Source organism: Marmoricola sp. RAF53, assembly GCF_052114005.1.
Lineage (GTDB): Bacteria > Actinomycetota > Actinomycetes > Propionibacteriales > Nocardioidaceae > Marmoricola.
Window position 1 is genome coordinate 1 of the sequence record NZ_JBFRDX010000042.1, and the last position, 14,363, is coordinate 14,363.

Here is a 14,363-nt window from a genome sequence, read left to right on the forward strand (position 1 = left end):
AGCCGGCACCCGCCCCCGAGGCCCCGGCGCCCGCCGCGGCTCCCGCCCCTGCAGCCGAGGCCCCGGCTGCTCCGGCCGCGCCCGCGCCGGCTGCCCCGGCCGCGTCCGGTGACGGCTCCGGCACGTCGGTGACGCTGCCGGCCCTGGGTGAGTCGGTCACCGAGGGGACGGTCACCCGCTGGCTGAAGCAGGTCGGTGACGCCGTCGCGGTGGACGAGCCGCTGCTGGAGGTGTCCACCGACAAGGTCGACACCGAGATCCCCTCGCCCGTCGCCGGCACCCTGCTGGAGATCAAGGTCGCCGAGGACGAGACCGTCGAGGTCGGCGCGGAGCTGGCCGTGATCGGTGCCGCTGGTGCTGCGCCTGCTCCTGCGCCCGCCGCCCCGGCCGCGCCTGCGCCCGCCGCCCCGGAACCGACCCCGGAACCCACCCCGGCTCCCCCGGCTCCTGCGGCTGCCGCCCCGACCCCGCCGGCTCCGGCGCCGGCTCCCACGGCGCCCGCCGCACCGGCCGCGTCCGGCGACTCAGGCAGCTACGTGACCCCGCTGGTGCGCAAGATGGCCGCCGAGCGCGGCGTGGACCTCGGCTCGATCACCGGCACGGGTGTCGGTGGCCGGATCCGCAAGCAGGACGTGATCGCGGCCGCCGAGGCGGCCCAGGCCCCCGCCGCGGCCGCACCCGCCGCCCCGGCCGCAGCCGCCCCGTCGTCCCCGGCGGCCCCGTCGTCCCCGAGCCCGCTGCGCGGCAAGACCGAGAAGCTGTCCCGCCTCCGTCGGGTGATCGCCAGCCGGATGGTCGAGTCGCTGCAGACCTCGGCCCAGCTGACCCAGGTCATGGAGGTCGACATGACCAACGTGGCCCGGCTCCGCGAGGCCGCCAAGGCCGACTTCCAGGCGCGCGAGGGAGTCAAGCTGACCTACCTGCCGTTCTTCGCCAAGGCGGCGATCGACGCGCTCAAGCAGCACCCCAAGCTGAACGCGAACATCGACACCGAGGCCGGCGAGGTGACCTACTTCGACCGCGAGAACATCGCGTTCGCCGTCGACACCGAGCGTGGCCTGCTGACACCGGTGGTCAAGGACGCGGGCGACCTCTCCATCGCCGGCCTGGCGAAGAAGATCGCCGACCTGGCCGAGCGCACGCGCACCAACAAGGTCACCCCGGACGACCTGACCGGCGGCACCTTCACGATCACGAACCTCGGCACCTTCGGCGCCCTGTTCGACACTCCGATCATCAACCAGCCGCAGGTCGCGATCCTCGGCCCCGGCGCCGTGGTGAAGCGTCCGGTCGTGATCGACGACCCGAACCTGGGCGAGACGATCGCGGTGCGGTACATGGTCAACCTGGCGCTGACCTACGACCACCGGCTGGTCGACGGCGCTGACGCCGGACGCTTCCTCTCCGAGGTGAAGTCGCGCCTCGAGGCCGCCCAGTTCGAGGTCTGAGCCCGACGCGCAGGAGAACGACCAGGAGAACGACCAGGAGAACGACATGGACGCCCTCGTCCCCGTGGGAGCCGACCGGATCTGGGTCGACGACTCCGGCGGCGGGGGCGTTCCGTTCGTCCTGCTCCACCCCGGCATCACGGACTCGCGGATCTGGGACCCGATGCTGCCCCACCTCGTCGAGCACCGGATGGTGCGCTTCGACCGCCGCGGCTTCGGCAGGTCACCGCGTGCGACGGCGGCGTACAGCTCGCTGGGCGACCTCACCGCCGTGCTCGACCACCTGGGCGTCGAGCGCGCGCACCTGGTCGGCAACAGCATGGGCGGCGAGGCCGCGCTCGCCCTGGCGGTGACCGCCCCGGAGCGGATCGCGTCGATGACGCTGCTGTGCCCGGGCATCAACGGCTACCCGTGGCCCGAGGTCGACGAGGACCCGGAGCTGGAGGCTGCCTGGGAGCGGGCGAAGGCCGACCAGGACCTCGCCGCGATGGCCGCGGTCCAGGGCCGGATCTGGTTCCGGTCCGGCTCCGACGACTACCTCGACGAGCAGGTCCTCGCCGCCACGACGCTCGACTACGGGCCGGGTGAGAACTTCGAGCAGGAGAACCCGGAGGAGTGGTCGAAGATGGCCGGCATCGAGGTGCCCACCACGGTGATCGCCGCCGACCTGGACCCGGCCGACTCGTTGCAGGCGTCCTTGGACCTGGCCGACCAGATCCCGGGCGCGACCCTGGTCCGGCTCCCCGTCGACCACGTCCCGCAGTACCGCGAGCCCGGTGCCGTCGCCGAGGTCGTCCTGGCGACGGCAAGTCGCTCTACCTAAGCCCGAGCGGGCGCGTCAGCGCACGGGCGCGAAGCGCCCAACAGCACAGCATCATGTGGCCCGGTCACATGAGGGACCTCTGGCCGAGCGAAGCGAGTGTCAGAGGTTGATCATGTGGCCGGCGATGCCTTCCACTGCTTCCTTGACCGCCTCCGAGAGCGTCGGGTGGGCGAAGACGTTGCGGGCGACCTCGTCGGCGGTGAGGTCCCACTTCTGGGCCAGCGTGAGCGCGGGCAGCAGCTCGGTCACGTCGGGGCCGATCAGGTGGGCGCCGAGGATCTCGTTGTACCTCGCGTCCGCGACGACCTTCACGAAGCCGACCGCGTCGCCGAGGCCCATCGCCTTGCCGTTGGCCGAGAACGGGAACTTCGCCGTCTTGACGTCGTACCCCTTCTCCTTGGCCTGGGCCTCGGTGTACCCGAAGGAGGCGATCTGCGGCTGGCAGTACGTCGCCCGCGGGATCATGTCGAAGTCGATCTCGATGGTCTCGGCGCCGGCCATCGTCTCGGCTGCCACGACACCCATCGCCTCGGCGGTGTGGGCGAGCATGAGCTTGCCGGTGACGTCACCGATCGCGTAGACGCCGGGGACGTTGGTGCGGCCGCGCTCGTCGACGGCGATGGCGCCGCGCTCGGTGGTCGCGACGCCGGTGTTCTCCAGGCCGTAGCCCTGGAGGCGGGGCGCGAAGCCGAAGGCGGCCAGGAACTTGCCGGCCTCGATGACCTGCTCGTCCCCGCCGGCCGCCGGGGCGACGGTGACACGCACGCCGACGCCGGTGTCCTCGACGCCCTTGACGGCGGTGCCGAGCAGCACGTTGATGCCGAGCTTCTTGTAGTGCTTGAGGAGCTCCTTGGAGACCTCGGCGTCCTCGGTCGGGACCATCCGGTCGAGGAACTCGACGATGGAGACGTCGACGCCGAAGTTCTTCATCACGTAGGCGAACTCGACGCCGATCGCGCCGGAGCCACCGATGACGATCGACTCGGGGAGGTTGCTGTCGAGGATCTGCTCCTCGTAGGTGACCACGTTCTGCGACAGGGTCACCCCGGGGACCAGGCGCACGGTCGCGCCGGCGGCGATGATGATGTTCTCGGCGGTCAGGCTGCGGACCGAGCCGTCCTCACCCTTGACGTCGATGGTCTTGGGACCGGTGAAGGTGCCCCAGCCGTGGATCTCCTCGATCTTGTTCTTCTTCATCAGGAAGTGCACGCCCTTGACGATCCCGTCGGAGACCTGGCGGCTGCGCGCGTGCGTCGGGCCGAACGACATCGAGGCGTCGCCGGTGATCCCGAACTTGTCCTTCTCGTGCGTGAGCACGTGGGCGAGCTCGGCGTTCTTGAGCAGCGCCTTGGAGGGGATGCAGCCGACGTTGAGGCAGACACCGCCCCAGTACTTCTCCTCCACGACGGCGACCTTGAGGCCGAGCTGGGAGGCGCGGATGGCGGCGACGTAGCCACCGGGGCCCGCACCGAGGACGACGAGATCGAAATCGCTCACGGAGATGAGGCTACAACCGCGCCGCAGTCCTGCTGACCTCGCCCGTGCGAGGCTGGTCACATGCGCGTACTGATCGCCGGTGCCTCCGGATTCCTCGGCACCCACCTCACCGACGAGCTCCGCCGACGCGACCACCAGGTCACCACGCTGTCCCGCGGAGCGCCCGGTCCCGGCCAGCTCCGCTGGGACCCGTACGCCGGCCGCCTGGACGCCGCCGCGGTCGAGGACGCGGACGTGGTGATCAACCTGGCCGGGGCTCCCACCGTCGGAAACCCGCACTCGCGACGCTGGGCCAGCGACCTGCGCCGGAGCCGGGTCACCACCACACGGGTCCTCGCCGAGGCGATCGCGTCCAGCGACCGGAAGCCGGCCTTCCTGGCCGGCAACGCGATCGCGATCTACGGCGACCACGGCGACGAGACGGTCAACGAGGCGGACGACAGCCGCGGCGACAGCTTCCTGACCCAGGTGACCCGGGAGTGGAAGGCGGCCACCCAGCCGGCCGTCGACGCCGGCGGGCGGGTCGTGGTGCTGCACACGGTCCCCGTGATGGACCGCGACAGCGCACCGCTCAAGCAGCTCCGGTTGCTCTTCAAGACCGGTCTCGGCGGCCGGCTCGGCTCCGGCCAGCAGTACATGCCGATGATCTCCCGGCGCGACTGGGTCGACGCGGCCGCGTTCCTCGTCGAGCACGAGGAGGTCGACGGACCGGTGAACCTGTGCTGCGTGACCACGCCGACCAACGCGCAGTTCACCGAGGCGCTGGCCGGACTGGTGAACCGGCCCGCCCTCGCACCGGTTCCCGCGATCGTCCTCAAGCAGGCCGCGGGCCGGCTCGCGCCGGAGCTGCTCGGCTCGATCCGGGCCGTGCCGGAGAAGCTGCTGCGCGCCGGATTCCGGTTCGCCGACCCCGACGTCCGGTCGGTGCTGCGCACCGGGCTCGGCGTAGGCTCGTGACCGTGCCGCTCGCTCACCGCCGTCTCGGACTCGTCGACTACCGCAGCGCCTGGGACCTCCAGCGCCAGGTGCACGCCGAGGTCGTCGACGGCGGGCCCGGCACCGTCCTGCTCCTCGAGCACCCGCCGGTCTTCACCTGCGGCAAGCGCACCGAGCCGCACGAGCGCCCGGCCGACCCCGGCGGCGCCGAGGTCATCGACGTCGACCGCGGCGGCAAGATCACCTTCCACGGCCCGGGCCAGCTGGTCGGCTACCCGATCGTCCGGCTCGCCGAGCACGTCTACGTCGTCGACTACGTCCGCCGGGTCGAGGAGGCGCTGATCGGCGTGTGCACCGAGCTCGGTGTCACCACCGCCCGCGTCCCCGGACGCAGCGGCGTCTGGCTGCAGGCCGACGGGAACCGGCCGGAGCGGAAGATCGCGGCCATCGGGATCCGGGTCAGCCAGGGCGTGACGATGCACGGGTTCGCGCTGAACTGCGACCTCGACATGACCTGGTACCAGCGGTTCGTCCCGTGCGGGATCGCCGACGCCGACGTCACCTCGCTGAGCCAGGAGCTCGGCCGCGACGTCACCCCCGAGGAGGTGCTCCCGCTCGTGGAGACGCACCTGGACGAGCTGCTCTCCTGGGCGCCGTACACGCCGACGCCGAACTACGAGCCGCGCCCTGAACCAGGGCGCGAGCAGGCGGCCGACCTGCGTGTCCCGGTGCTCAATCCGCTTGCCTGAGCGCGCTCTGCGACATGCTGGGGGGGCGCGAACCCAGCACTCGGAGAGGGAACGGACACACGCATGGTTGAGCTCGTCGTCGAGGCAACCGGCCTGCGCAAGACCTTCGGTGGCGGCCTCCGGGGTGGCCGCGTCGTCGCGGTCGACGACCTCGACCTGCAGGTCGAGCGCGGCACGGTGCACGGCTTCCTCGGGCCGAACGGGTCCGGGAAGACCACCACCATCCGAATGCTCCTGGGCCAGACCCGGCCCGACCGCGGCGACATCCACGTCCTCGGCGCGCAGCTTCCGTACGGCCGCCGCAAGGTGGCCCATCGCGTCGGTGCCGTCGTCGAGAGGCCGCGCTTCTCCCCCGACCTGTCCGGGCGCCGCAACCTCGAGCTGCTCGCCGGCCTGGCCGGTGTGCCGCGTGCCCGCGTCGACGCGGTGCTCGAGCGCGTCGGGTTGGACGGTGCCGGCCGCGACCGGTACCGCGGCTACCCGCCCGGAATGCGACAGCGGCTCGGCGTCGCCTCCGCTCTGCTCAGGGCTCCCGAGCTGCTGATCCTCGACGAGCCGTCCCACGGCCTCGACCCCGCCGAGATCATCGAGATGCGCGAGCTGATCCGCAGCCTCGGCGCCGACGGCGTGACGGTCCTGCTCGGCTCGCACATCCTCGCCGAGGTCCAGCAGGTCTGCGCGGCGGTGACGATCATCGGCGACGGGAAGGTCCTGGCCACCGGGCGCGTCGAGGACCTGCTCGGCGAGTCCGCCGCCCGGACCCGGGTCGAGGTCGCCTACCCCGACGCCGCGGCCAAGCACCTCACCGCCGCCGGGTACACCGTGGCCCACGAGGGTCGCCGGCTCCTGGTCGAGGGGCACGAGCACCCCGAGGAGATCACCCGGCTGCTCGCCGGGCACGACCTGTACGTCAGCGAGCTGGCTGCGGTCCGGCCCGACCTGGAGTCGTTCTTCCTCAGGCTCACCGGACACCGGCCCCCGGCCAGCGAGGACCCTGTCGAACGCGAGGCCGACGCCACCGCCGAGCGTCTCGCCGGCCCCGAGGAGGCCCCGGCATGACGGGCCTGATCGGGAACGAGCTGCGCCGCTACCGCTCGCGGCCGGTGATCGTGCTGCTGGTCGTCGCCGCGGCGCTCCTCGCCACCGTGCTCGCCGGGGTGACGGCCTGGGAGTCGCGGCCGCCGAGCCGCTCGGAGCTGGCGACCGCCAAGGTCCAGCAGAACCTCGCGCAGGGCTCGGCCGAGCTGAAGAAGTGCTTGGCCGACCCGACCAACTACCTCGGACCCGGAGCCACCCAGCAGCAGTGCCGCGACGTCCTTCCCGTCGACAGCAACGCCTTCCTCCCGCGAGAGCCGCTCGACCTGCGCGGCACCCTGGAGGGCAACGGTCTCGGCACCGCGCTGCTCGTCGCGGTGCTCCTCATCATCGCCGGGTGCGTCTTCGCGGGCAGCGACTTCACCTCCGGCTCGATCAGCGCCCAGGCGCTGTTCGCCCCCGGACGCACCCGGCTCTGGATCGCGAAGGCGGTCGCCGTCGGGGCGTGGAGCGCCACGGTCTCCCTGGTCGTGCTCGGCGGGTTCTGGCTGGCGATGTACCTGCTCGCCCAGGACCGCGGGGTCCCGCACGGATCGGCGCTCCTGGACGACATCGTCTGGCACGTCGCCCGCGCCGTCCTGCTCTGCACCGGCGCCGCCCTCGGGGCGTACGCCCTGACGATGATCTTCCGGCACGCTGCCGCGACCCTCGGCCTGCTCTTCGCGCTGAGCATCGGCGGCGAGATCGTGCTCGCCCTGTCCACGGTGGAGGGCCTGGCCCGCTGGACCCTGGGCGCGAACGTCCTCGGCTGGCTGCAGACCCGGCTCGTGTACGTCGACGGCGGGCTGCAGTGCGGGATCGCCGACTGCGACCAGCGCGAGCGCCTCACCCACCCCGACGCCGGGCTGTACCTGCTGGCGCTGCTCGTGGTCGCGATGGTGGCCAGCGTGCTGACCTTCCGGCGCCGCGACCTGTGACGATTCGGGCTCCTCACGCCCGACGCGTAGGCTGGCCGGCGTGAGCGACCAGCACTCCCCCGCCCCGGACGACACCGCGACCAACGCCGCCGCCGGCACCACGACCGCGCAGCCGGAGGGGCGCAAGCTGCTCCGCCTCGAGGTCCGCAACGCCGAGACCCCGATCGAGCGCAAGCCGGAGTGGATCAAGACCCGGGCGAAGATGGGCCCGCAGTACCGCGAGCTCCAGCAGCTGGTGAAGGCCGAGGGCCTGCACACCGTCTGCCAGGAGGCCGGCTGCCCGAACATCTTCGAGTGCTGGGAGGACCGCGAGGCGACCTTCCTCATCGGCGGCGACCAGTGCACCCGCCGGTGCGACTTCTGCCAGATCGACACCGGCAAGCCCGAACCCCTGGACCGCGACGAGCCGCGCCGGGTCGCCGAGTCGGTGCAGGCGATGAAGCTGCGCTACGCCACGATCACCGGCGTCGCCCGCGACGACCTGCCCGACGGCGGCGCCTGGCTGTACGCCGAGACGGTGCGCGCGATCCACGAGCTCAACCCGGGCACCGGCGTGGAGAACCTGGTGCCGGACTTCAACGGCGAGCCGGACCTGCTGGCCGAGGTCTTCGAGTCCCGTCCCGAGGTGCTGGCCCACAACGTCGAGACCGTGCCGCGGATCTTCAAGAGGATCCGGCCCGCGTTCCGCTACGAGCGCTCGCTGGACGTGATCACGCAGGCCCGGAAGTTCGGCCTGGTCACCAAGTCGAACCTGATCCTCGGCATGGGCGAGACCCGCGAGGAGGTCAGCCAGGCCCTGGTCGACCTGCACGGTGCCGGTTGCGAGCTCGTCACCATCACCCAGTACCTGCGCCCGTCGGTGCGGCACCACCCGGTCGAGCGCTGGGTCAAGCCCGAGGAGTTCGTCGAGCTCCAGGCCGAGGCGGAGGAGATCGGTTTCGCAGGCGTCCTGTCCGGACCGCTGGTGCGGTCGTCGTACCGGGCAGGGCGCCTGTACCGCCAGGCGATCGAAGCCCGTTCGGACCAGTCCACGGCCAGCTGAGGGTCTCGACTAGGCTCGACCCCATGGCGAAGAAGGACCCGAGCAAGCCCGGGCGTATCAAGCAGATCATCGAGACCTACCAGCTCACCCGGAAGAACGACCCGCGGATCGGCTGGATCCTGCTCGGCGTCTTCCTGCTCGCCGGTGGCGCCGGCTTCGCCCTGGTGCTCCTGCTCCTGCGCGGTTCCCTGGTGTTCCCGATCGTCTTCGGAGTCCTCACCGGCATCCTCGGCGTCCTGATCGTCTTCGGCCGGCGAGCGCAGCGGGCCGCCCTCGGCTCGATCGAGGGCCAGCCGGGTGCCGCCGCGGCCGCCCTCGGGATGCTGCGCCGGGGCTGGAAGACCGACCCCGCGATCGCCTTCACCAAGCAGCAGGACGTCATTCACCGCCTGGTCGGCCCTCCGGGGATCGTCCTGATCGCCGAGGGCAACCCGAATCGGCTCAAGCCGCTGATGGCCTCCGAGCGCCGCAAGCACGAGCGGGTCGCCGCCGAGACGCCGATCCACGAGGTCTACGTGGGCGACGGCCCGGGCGAGGTCCCGCTGACCAAGCTCGTCAAGCACGTCAGCAAGCTCGGCCGCAACATCAAGCCCGCGCAGATGACCGACGTGCTGGCCCGGCTCAAGGCGCTGGACGCCAACCGCTCGAACGTGCCGCTGCCCAAGGGCCCGGTCCCGACCTCGATGAAGGGCGCCCGCCAGAACATGCGGGGTCGGTAGGCCGTCCCCCGCTCAGTTCGCCCCGCTCAGTGCGCCCGCTCAGTGCGCCGGGAGGACGTGGAAGCGGCGGAACCTGCGGGTCCAGCCGACCCCGGCGGGACGCTGCGGCTGCTGGGGGACGGCGTCGGTCGTCGTACGGCGGGCGGCGCGGGCCAGCCGGCGGGCGTCGGCCTGACGGATCCGGTCCGCGACGATCTCGCGGGCCACGGTGGTGGTCGTCACGGTGTGCATGGGGGGCTCCTCGGCTCGATCTGCGGTTCTTGCTGACACCGTCAAATCTCGCGCTAAGGCCCACCCCCGGACATCGGGAGGACACCTCATCTTCCGACGCGGAAACGCCGAGGAAGGGCCCTGAGGGCCCCTGCCTACCTCAGAACGCGGTCCGCCTCAGCGGGACTGGATCTTCGAGGCGTCCGGCGCCTCGATCTTGATGCTCTTGCCCCAGTCGGTCACGTTCATGACGACCTTCTGGTCCCCGACCTCCATGTTGACCCGGCGGAGCAGGTCGTCCCCGTCGACGTACATCGTGTAGGTCACGGTGGCGGGCAGGTCCGCCTTGTTCGCGAGCGTGCCGAGGCTGCCGGCGATGGCCTTCGTGTCCACGGTGAGCGCGTACTCGTCGAAGCTCTTGCCGTCGATCTTCTCGGTGCCGACCTTGGCCACCTTGGTCAGGCCGGTCTTCATCGCGTCCAGGGACGCCTCCGGGCCGAGGGTGGCGAACTGGTCGAGCAGCGTGCCCATCGCGGGGTCGTTCTTGTCGATCTTGACGAACTTCCCGCCCGCCGCCTGCTGCAGGTACATCACGCCGTCGAGGAGGATCACCTGGACGTTCTGGTTGCCCGCGGTCATCGTCATCCGCATCGCGGTCTTGTCGCCGTTGGTGTACGCGACGTCGGCGTCCGCGGTCATCGACGAGCCGATCGAGATGACCATGTGGGCGGTCTTCTTCTCCCGCATCGCCTTGACGACCTTGGCGAGGAACTCCTGCGGGGCGACCGAGCCTTCGGCAGACGTGCTCGCCGAGCTGCCCGCGGAGGGGTCGTCCGGGGCCGACGGGCTGCTGCTCGCGCTGGCGCCGCTCGTGGAGTCGGCCTTCTTGTCGTCGGAGGATCCGCACCCGGCGAGCGGGGCGAGCAGCAGGGCGCCGGCGGCGATCGCGGCGAGGCTGCGCGAGCGGGTCTTCATCATGGGAGGGTCCTCCGGGACGGTGAGCGAACGTGTCGCGGTCAGCGTAGGCGGTGGCTGGTGACCGGTTCAGGCGTTCCGGCGCAACGGGTACGCCGCGGACTTGGTCAGCAGGTCGTGCAGACCGCGGCCGTCCTCCCGGAACACCAGCGGCGGGATGACGAGGCAGACCAGGGCCTGCCGCGCGAAGGCGCTGAGGAGCGGCAGCGGCGTCCCGTCGATCCGGTGGACCCGGATCCGGGTGACCAGCTGACCGAAGGAGCCGCCGCTGAGCGCGACGCCGAGCGCGGACTCGAACAGGAAGAGCCCGATCGTCAGCACGCCGAAGGCCGGGTGCTGGACGTCGCGGAGGATGAAGAACGCGACGAAGTAGCAGGCCAGCCAGTCGACCACGAGCGCACCGAGGCGGTGCGCCCAGGAGGCAGTGCCGGCGATGATCGGTTGGCCCATCGGCCGCGGGTTCTCGGACATCGCCGACGACCCTAACGGGCGGCTCGCGAAGGTCCGTCCCCTGGTACGCGTTACACGCCCGAAACAAACCGGATACGGTCGATTAACCGGCTCGGCGTACGTTGCACGGGCCGTGCGACTCATCGGTGTGTCGCCCGACCCCTCACCACCCTTGATCCAGGTCGCCGGGTGCGGCCAAGGAGGACGAATGTTCCAGAACAGCGAAGAGCTCCTCAAGTACCTGAAGGACGAGAACGTCGAGATGGTCGACGTCCGCTTCTGCGACCTGCCGGGCATCATGCAGCACTTCACCGTGCCGGTCTCTTCCTTCGACCAGTCGGTCTTCGACGACGGCCTGGGCTTCGACGGCTCCTCGATCCGCGGCTTCCAGGCGATCAACGAGTCGGACATGCAGCTGTACCCGGACCCGACCACGGCGTACATCGACCCCTTCCGCAAGTCGAAGACGCTGAACCTGAACTTCTTCATCCACGACCCGATCACCGGTGAGGCGTACTCGCGCGACCCGCGCAACATCGCCAAGAAGGCGCTGGCGTACCTGGCGAGCACCGGCATCGCGGACACCGCGTTCTTCGCACCCGAGGCCGAGTTCTACATCTTCGACAACGTCCGCTACTCCACCGGCGTGAACGAGGGCTACTACCACATCGACTCCGTCGAGGGCTGGTGGAACTCCGGCAAGGCCGACGAGGACAACAAGGGCTACAAGACCCGCCTCAAGGGCGGCTACTTCCCGGTCGAGCCGTACGACCACTACAGCGACCTGCGCGCCGACATGGTCAAGAACCTCGAGGCGTGCGGCCTCCAGGTCGAGCGGGCCCACCACGAGGTCGGCACCGCCGGCCAGGCCGAGATCAACTACAGGTTCGACACGCTGCTCAAGGCCGCGGACGACGTGATGAAGTTCAAGTACCTCATCAAGAACACCGCCTGGGAGCAGGGCAAGTCCGTCACCTTCATGCCGAAGCCGATCTTCGGCGACAACGGCTCGGGCATGCACGTCCACCAGTCGCTCTGGAAGGACGGCGAGCCGCTGTTCTTCGACGAGACCGGCTACGGCGGCCTCTCCGACATGGCCCGCCACTACATCGGCGGCATCCTCGCCCACGCCCCGGCGCTGCTGGCGTTCACCAACCCGACGGTGAACTCCTTCCACCGCCTGGTCCCGGGCTACGAGGCCCCGATCTCGCTGGTGTACTCCTCGCGCAACCGCTCGGCGTCGGTCCGGATCCCGATCACCGGGTCGAACCCCAAGGCCAAGCGCATCGAGACCCGCTTCCCGGACCCGTCGGCGAACCCGTACCTGGCGTTCTCCGCGCTGATGCTCGCCGGCCTCGACGGCATCAAGAACAAGACCGAGCCGGCCGCGCCGATCGACAAGGACATCTACGAGCTGCCGCCGGCCGAGATGGCCGAGATCGCCCAGGTCCCGACCTCGCTCGGCGCCGTCCTCGACGCCCTCGAGGCGGACCACGACTTCCTCACGGTCGGCAACGTCTTCACCCCGGACCTGATCGAGACCTGGGTCGACTACAAGCGCGTCAACGAGATCGCGCCGGTGCAGCTGCGGCCGCACCCGCACGAGTTCGAGCTGTACTACGACATCTAAGAGGGCTTCCGGGCCATTGGCCGTCTGACCTGCGAATACGCATCAGTTAGCGGCCTCTGAATCACCCGGAGTCCACACAGAGTCCACACCGGAAGCCGTGGGCTTGGCTGCAAAAGCCGAGTCCACGGCTTTCCTCGTTCTCTCGTCACTCGACGGCATCAGGTGGGTGTACGTGCGGAGCGTGAAACCGGCGTCCTCGTGCCCGAGGTTGTGAGCAACCGTCTTGATGCTCTCCCCCGCGTCGAGAAGGACCGAGGCGTACCAATGCCGCAGGGCGTGGGTCATGTTGTCGCGGTTCGGCTCAAGACCCGCGCTCTCAACGGCGGGCTTCAGAACGAACTTGTTGAAGTAGTTCCGGTTCATCGGCTTCCGCTCGCGGCTGGTCACGATGAGATTGAACGTCTGCGGCTGGCCGTTCACGTCACCCCACGGGAGAGAACAGGGCCTTGCCGGGTAGTTGGCGAGGTAGGCCGCGAGTTCGTCGCGGACGCTGCTGGGCAGCGGCACGTCACGCACCTTGTCGCCCTTGGGTAGTCCAAAGACCAGACGTGAGCCGATGATCTTGACCTGTCGCCGGACATGGACGGTTCCCTTGAGAAAGTCCACGTCCTCGACTGCGAGGCCGAACAACTCGCCCTGGCGCAAGCCACAACCTGCCGCGAGGGTCACGAGGACGCCGAACCGCTCGGGGAGGTTCGCGCGGACACCCTGAACCTGCTCAACGGTCCACGGAACGACCTTGCGGCGCTGAACCCGAGGGGCGCGCACGGTGCCGGACGCTGCCGGATTCCGGGTGATCTTGTCGTCAGCAACGGCGGCGTTCAGGACCGCCGTAAGCGTCATGAGGATGCCCCGGATTGTTGAGGCCGCGAGCATCCGAGGCGGTGCGGCCTTCTCGCCCGGCTTCGGTGCCTTCGGAGTGCCTGCGGGTGTGTTCTCAAGGGTCTTGACCAACGCCTGAATCCGGGTCGGCGTCAGCGCCCGGAGGGGCACGTCCCCGATGTGCGGATAGATGTGGTTATTCAGCCGATGCTTGTTGGCCTCGCGGGTAGTCGGGTTCGTGGTCTGGATGCTCAGCCACTCTTCCGCGTACGCCTTGAAGGTCACCTTGCCCGCGCTGGGGTCGTGGTAGTCGCCCCGGTTCATCTGCGTCTCAACGCTGGCCGCAAACGCGCGCGCTTCCTTGGCGGTACGGAAGTTCTTGGCCTTGCTCTTGTTGTCGGGGTCGCGCCAACGGACCTGCCACGAGACGCCGTTGTCGAGTTCCTTCTTACGGATGCTTGCCATTGGTCACCGTCCTTCTGCTTGCTTGCGTGCCTTCTTCAACTGAGTGCGGATCGTTTCGGGCGAAACCGCGAGGAGGCGGCCAAGCGTCTGATTGGGCGACTTGTCGCCGTTCGCCACTGTGAGTTCGTACGCCCTGAGCAACGTCGGGTAGTAGTCCTCGTTGTCCCGAGGGCCGGAGTCTTGGAGGGCTTCGTAGAGCGCCGACAGTTCGGACTTCAAAGCACCGGCAGCCGAGGCAAGTTTGTTGTGCGTCTCGTCCGAACCCATGAACTCAACAAGGGCGCGTTCGATCTTGCGAAGTACCCCGGTGGTGAGTCCACGGTCTACCTCTGGCCCTTCCTCAACGGTTTCGATGTTGAGCGTCCTAGGGGCAGCGCTCAGCGGGTGCCCAACCGGCCAATGAGCAGTAACCCGCCACGGCCCGACCTCAAGCCGAGGGTCTGCTGCACGATCAGGTGACAGGTTCGGTCAGGCTGCCTGAGCAGCTGGTGGCGTCATGATGGTCTCGAACTCAATGGGGGTCAATCGGCCCAGGGCGTCTTGTCTGCGGCGTCGGTGGTAGGTCCTTTCGATCCAGGTCACGAT

The 14,363-nt window shown here is 69.8% G+C and carries 15 protein-coding genes; 9 read left to right on the forward strand and 6 right to left on the reverse strand.

The window, feature by feature from the left end; all coding sequences use genetic code 11:
• The coding region (gene sucB / locus AB4Y76_RS20930; RefSeq protein WP_441928863.1) for a 2-oxoglutarate dehydrogenase, E2 component, dihydrolipoamide succinyltransferase at positions 1-1,448 on the forward strand (1,448 nt) is incomplete at its 5' end.
• Between the two features lie 46 nt (positions 1,449-1,494).
• Positions 1,495-2,271, forward strand: a complete 777-nt coding sequence (locus AB4Y76_RS20935; RefSeq protein ID WP_441928865.1) for an alpha/beta fold hydrolase — start codon at positions 1,495-1,497, stop codon at positions 2,269-2,271.
• Between the two features lie 99 nt (positions 2,272-2,370).
• On the opposite strand, the gene lpdA is transcribed toward AB4Y76_RS20935, so the two are convergent.
• A complete protein-coding gene (gene lpdA, locus AB4Y76_RS20940; protein ID WP_441928867.1) occupies positions 2,371-3,768 on the reverse strand; it encodes a dihydrolipoyl dehydrogenase in 1,398 nt (465 codons plus the stop codon).
• A 60-nt stretch (positions 3,769-3,828) separates the two neighbouring features.
• On the opposite strand from lpdA, the gene AB4Y76_RS20945 reads away from it, so the two are divergent.
• From AB4Y76_RS20945 to AB4Y76_RS20970, 6 genes are all read left to right on the forward strand, one after another.
• The gene (locus AB4Y76_RS20945) at positions 3,829-4,725 is read left to right on the forward strand and encodes a TIGR01777 family oxidoreductase (protein WP_441928869.1); all 897 of its coding nucleotides are present in this window, start codon (positions 3,829-3,831) and stop codon (positions 4,723-4,725) included.
• A gap of 2 nt (positions 4,726-4,727) precedes the next feature.
• A complete protein-coding gene (lipB, locus tag AB4Y76_RS20950) occupies positions 4,728-5,453 on the forward strand; it encodes a lipoyl(octanoyl) transferase LipB (protein WP_441928871.1) in 726 nt (241 codons plus the stop codon).
• A gap of 63 nt (positions 5,454-5,516) precedes the next feature.
• Entirely contained in the window at positions 5,517-6,512 is a 996-nt protein-coding gene (locus AB4Y76_RS20955) for an ABC transporter ATP-binding protein (protein WP_441928873.1), read from the forward strand.
• Positions 6,509-7,465 (forward strand): ABC transporter permease subunit, encoded by a 957-nt coding sequence (locus AB4Y76_RS20960; RefSeq protein WP_441928875.1) that lies wholly within the window; start codon positions 6,509-6,511, stop codon positions 7,463-7,465. The genes AB4Y76_RS20955 and AB4Y76_RS20960 overlap by 4 nt, the downstream gene beginning before the upstream one ends.
• Before the next feature lie 127 nt (positions 7,466-7,592).
• On the forward strand, positions 7,593-8,507 hold the full coding sequence (gene lipA / locus AB4Y76_RS20965) for a lipoyl synthase (protein ID WP_441928891.1): 915 nt from the start codon (positions 7,593-7,595) through the stop codon (positions 8,505-8,507).
• Between the two features lie 23 nt (positions 8,508-8,530).
• On the forward strand, positions 8,531-9,226 hold the full coding sequence (locus AB4Y76_RS20970) for a DUF4191 domain-containing protein (protein WP_441928877.1): 696 nt from the start codon (positions 8,531-8,533) through the stop codon (positions 9,224-9,226).
• Between the two features lie 39 nt (positions 9,227-9,265).
• Here AB4Y76_RS20970 and AB4Y76_RS20975 read toward each other — a convergent pair whose 3' ends face one another.
• The 3 genes from AB4Y76_RS20975 to AB4Y76_RS20985 form a co-directional block, all read right to left on the reverse strand.
• Positions 9,266-9,457 (reverse strand): hypothetical protein, encoded by a 192-nt coding sequence (locus AB4Y76_RS20975; protein WP_441928879.1) that lies wholly within the window; start codon positions 9,455-9,457, stop codon positions 9,266-9,268.
• Between the two features lie 156 nt (positions 9,458-9,613).
• Positions 9,614-10,414 (reverse strand): LppX_LprAFG lipoprotein, encoded by an 801-nt coding sequence (locus tag AB4Y76_RS20980; protein ID WP_441928881.1) that lies wholly within the window; start codon positions 10,412-10,414, stop codon positions 9,614-9,616.
• 66 nt (positions 10,415-10,480) lie between these two features.
• The gene (locus tag AB4Y76_RS20985; RefSeq protein ID WP_441928883.1) at positions 10,481-10,882 is read right to left on the reverse strand and encodes an RDD family protein; all 402 of its coding nucleotides are present in this window, start codon (positions 10,880-10,882) and stop codon (positions 10,481-10,483) included.
• A 187-nt stretch (positions 10,883-11,069) separates the two neighbouring features.
• Between AB4Y76_RS20985 and glnA the strand changes: the two genes are divergently transcribed.
• Entirely contained in the window at positions 11,070-12,491 is a 1,422-nt protein-coding gene (glnA, locus tag AB4Y76_RS20990) for a type I glutamate--ammonia ligase (RefSeq protein WP_441928885.1), read from the forward strand.
• Positions 12,492-12,533: 42 nt separating this feature from the next.
• Here the strand turns inward: glnA and AB4Y76_RS20995 are convergent, their stop codons facing one another.
• Together AB4Y76_RS20995 and AB4Y76_RS21000 are read right to left on the reverse strand one after the other, a co-directional pair.
• Positions 12,534-13,778 carry a tyrosine-type recombinase/integrase gene (locus AB4Y76_RS20995; RefSeq protein ID WP_441928887.1) on the reverse strand — a complete coding sequence of 415 codons (1,245 nt, stop codon included), beginning with the start codon at positions 13,776-13,778 and terminating at the stop codon, positions 12,534-12,536.
• Positions 13,779-13,781: 3 nt separating this feature from the next.
• Complete coding sequence (locus AB4Y76_RS21000; RefSeq protein WP_441928889.1) at positions 13,782-14,045, reverse strand: hypothetical protein; 264 nt, start codon at positions 14,043-14,045, stop codon at positions 13,782-13,784.
• Between the last annotated feature and the right edge of the window lie 318 nt (positions 14,046-14,363).

Coding starts and splice junctions, on each gene's coding strand:
- AB4Y76_RS20935 (WP_441928865.1), top strand. CDS start 1,495: ATGGACGCCCTCGTCCCCGTGGGAGCCGACCGGATCTGGGTCGACGAC.
- AB4Y76_RS20945 (WP_441928869.1), top strand. CDS start 3,829: ATGCGCGTACTGATCGCCGGTGCCTCCGGATTCCTCGGCACCCACCTC.
- AB4Y76_RS20955 (WP_441928873.1), top strand. CDS start 5,517: ATGGTTGAGCTCGTCGTCGAGGCAACCGGCCTGCGCAAGACCTTCGGT.
- AB4Y76_RS20960 (WP_441928875.1), top strand. CDS start 6,509: ATGACGGGCCTGATCGGGAACGAGCTGCGCCGCTACCGCTCGCGGCCG.
- AB4Y76_RS20970 (WP_441928877.1), top strand. CDS start 8,531: ATGGCGAAGAAGGACCCGAGCAAGCCCGGGCGTATCAAGCAGATCATC.
- AB4Y76_RS20975 (WP_441928879.1), bottom strand. CDS start 9,457: ATGCACACCGTGACGACCACCACCGTGGCCCGCGAGATCGTCGCGGAC.
- AB4Y76_RS20980 (WP_441928881.1), bottom strand. CDS start 10,414: ATGATGAAGACCCGCTCGCGCAGCCTCGCCGCGATCGCCGCCGGCGCC.
- AB4Y76_RS20985 (WP_441928883.1), bottom strand. CDS start 10,882: ATGTCCGAGAACCCGCGGCCGATGGGCCAACCGATCATCGCCGGCACT.
- glnA (WP_441928885.1), top strand. CDS start 11,070: ATGTTCCAGAACAGCGAAGAGCTCCTCAAGTACCTGAAGGACGAGAAC.
- AB4Y76_RS20995 (WP_441928887.1), bottom strand. CDS start 13,778: ATGGCAAGCATCCGTAAGAAGGAACTCGACAACGGCGTCTCGTGGCAG.
- AB4Y76_RS21000 (WP_441928889.1), bottom strand. CDS start 14,045: ATGGGTTCGGACGAGACGCACAACAAACTTGCCTCGGCTGCCGGTGCT.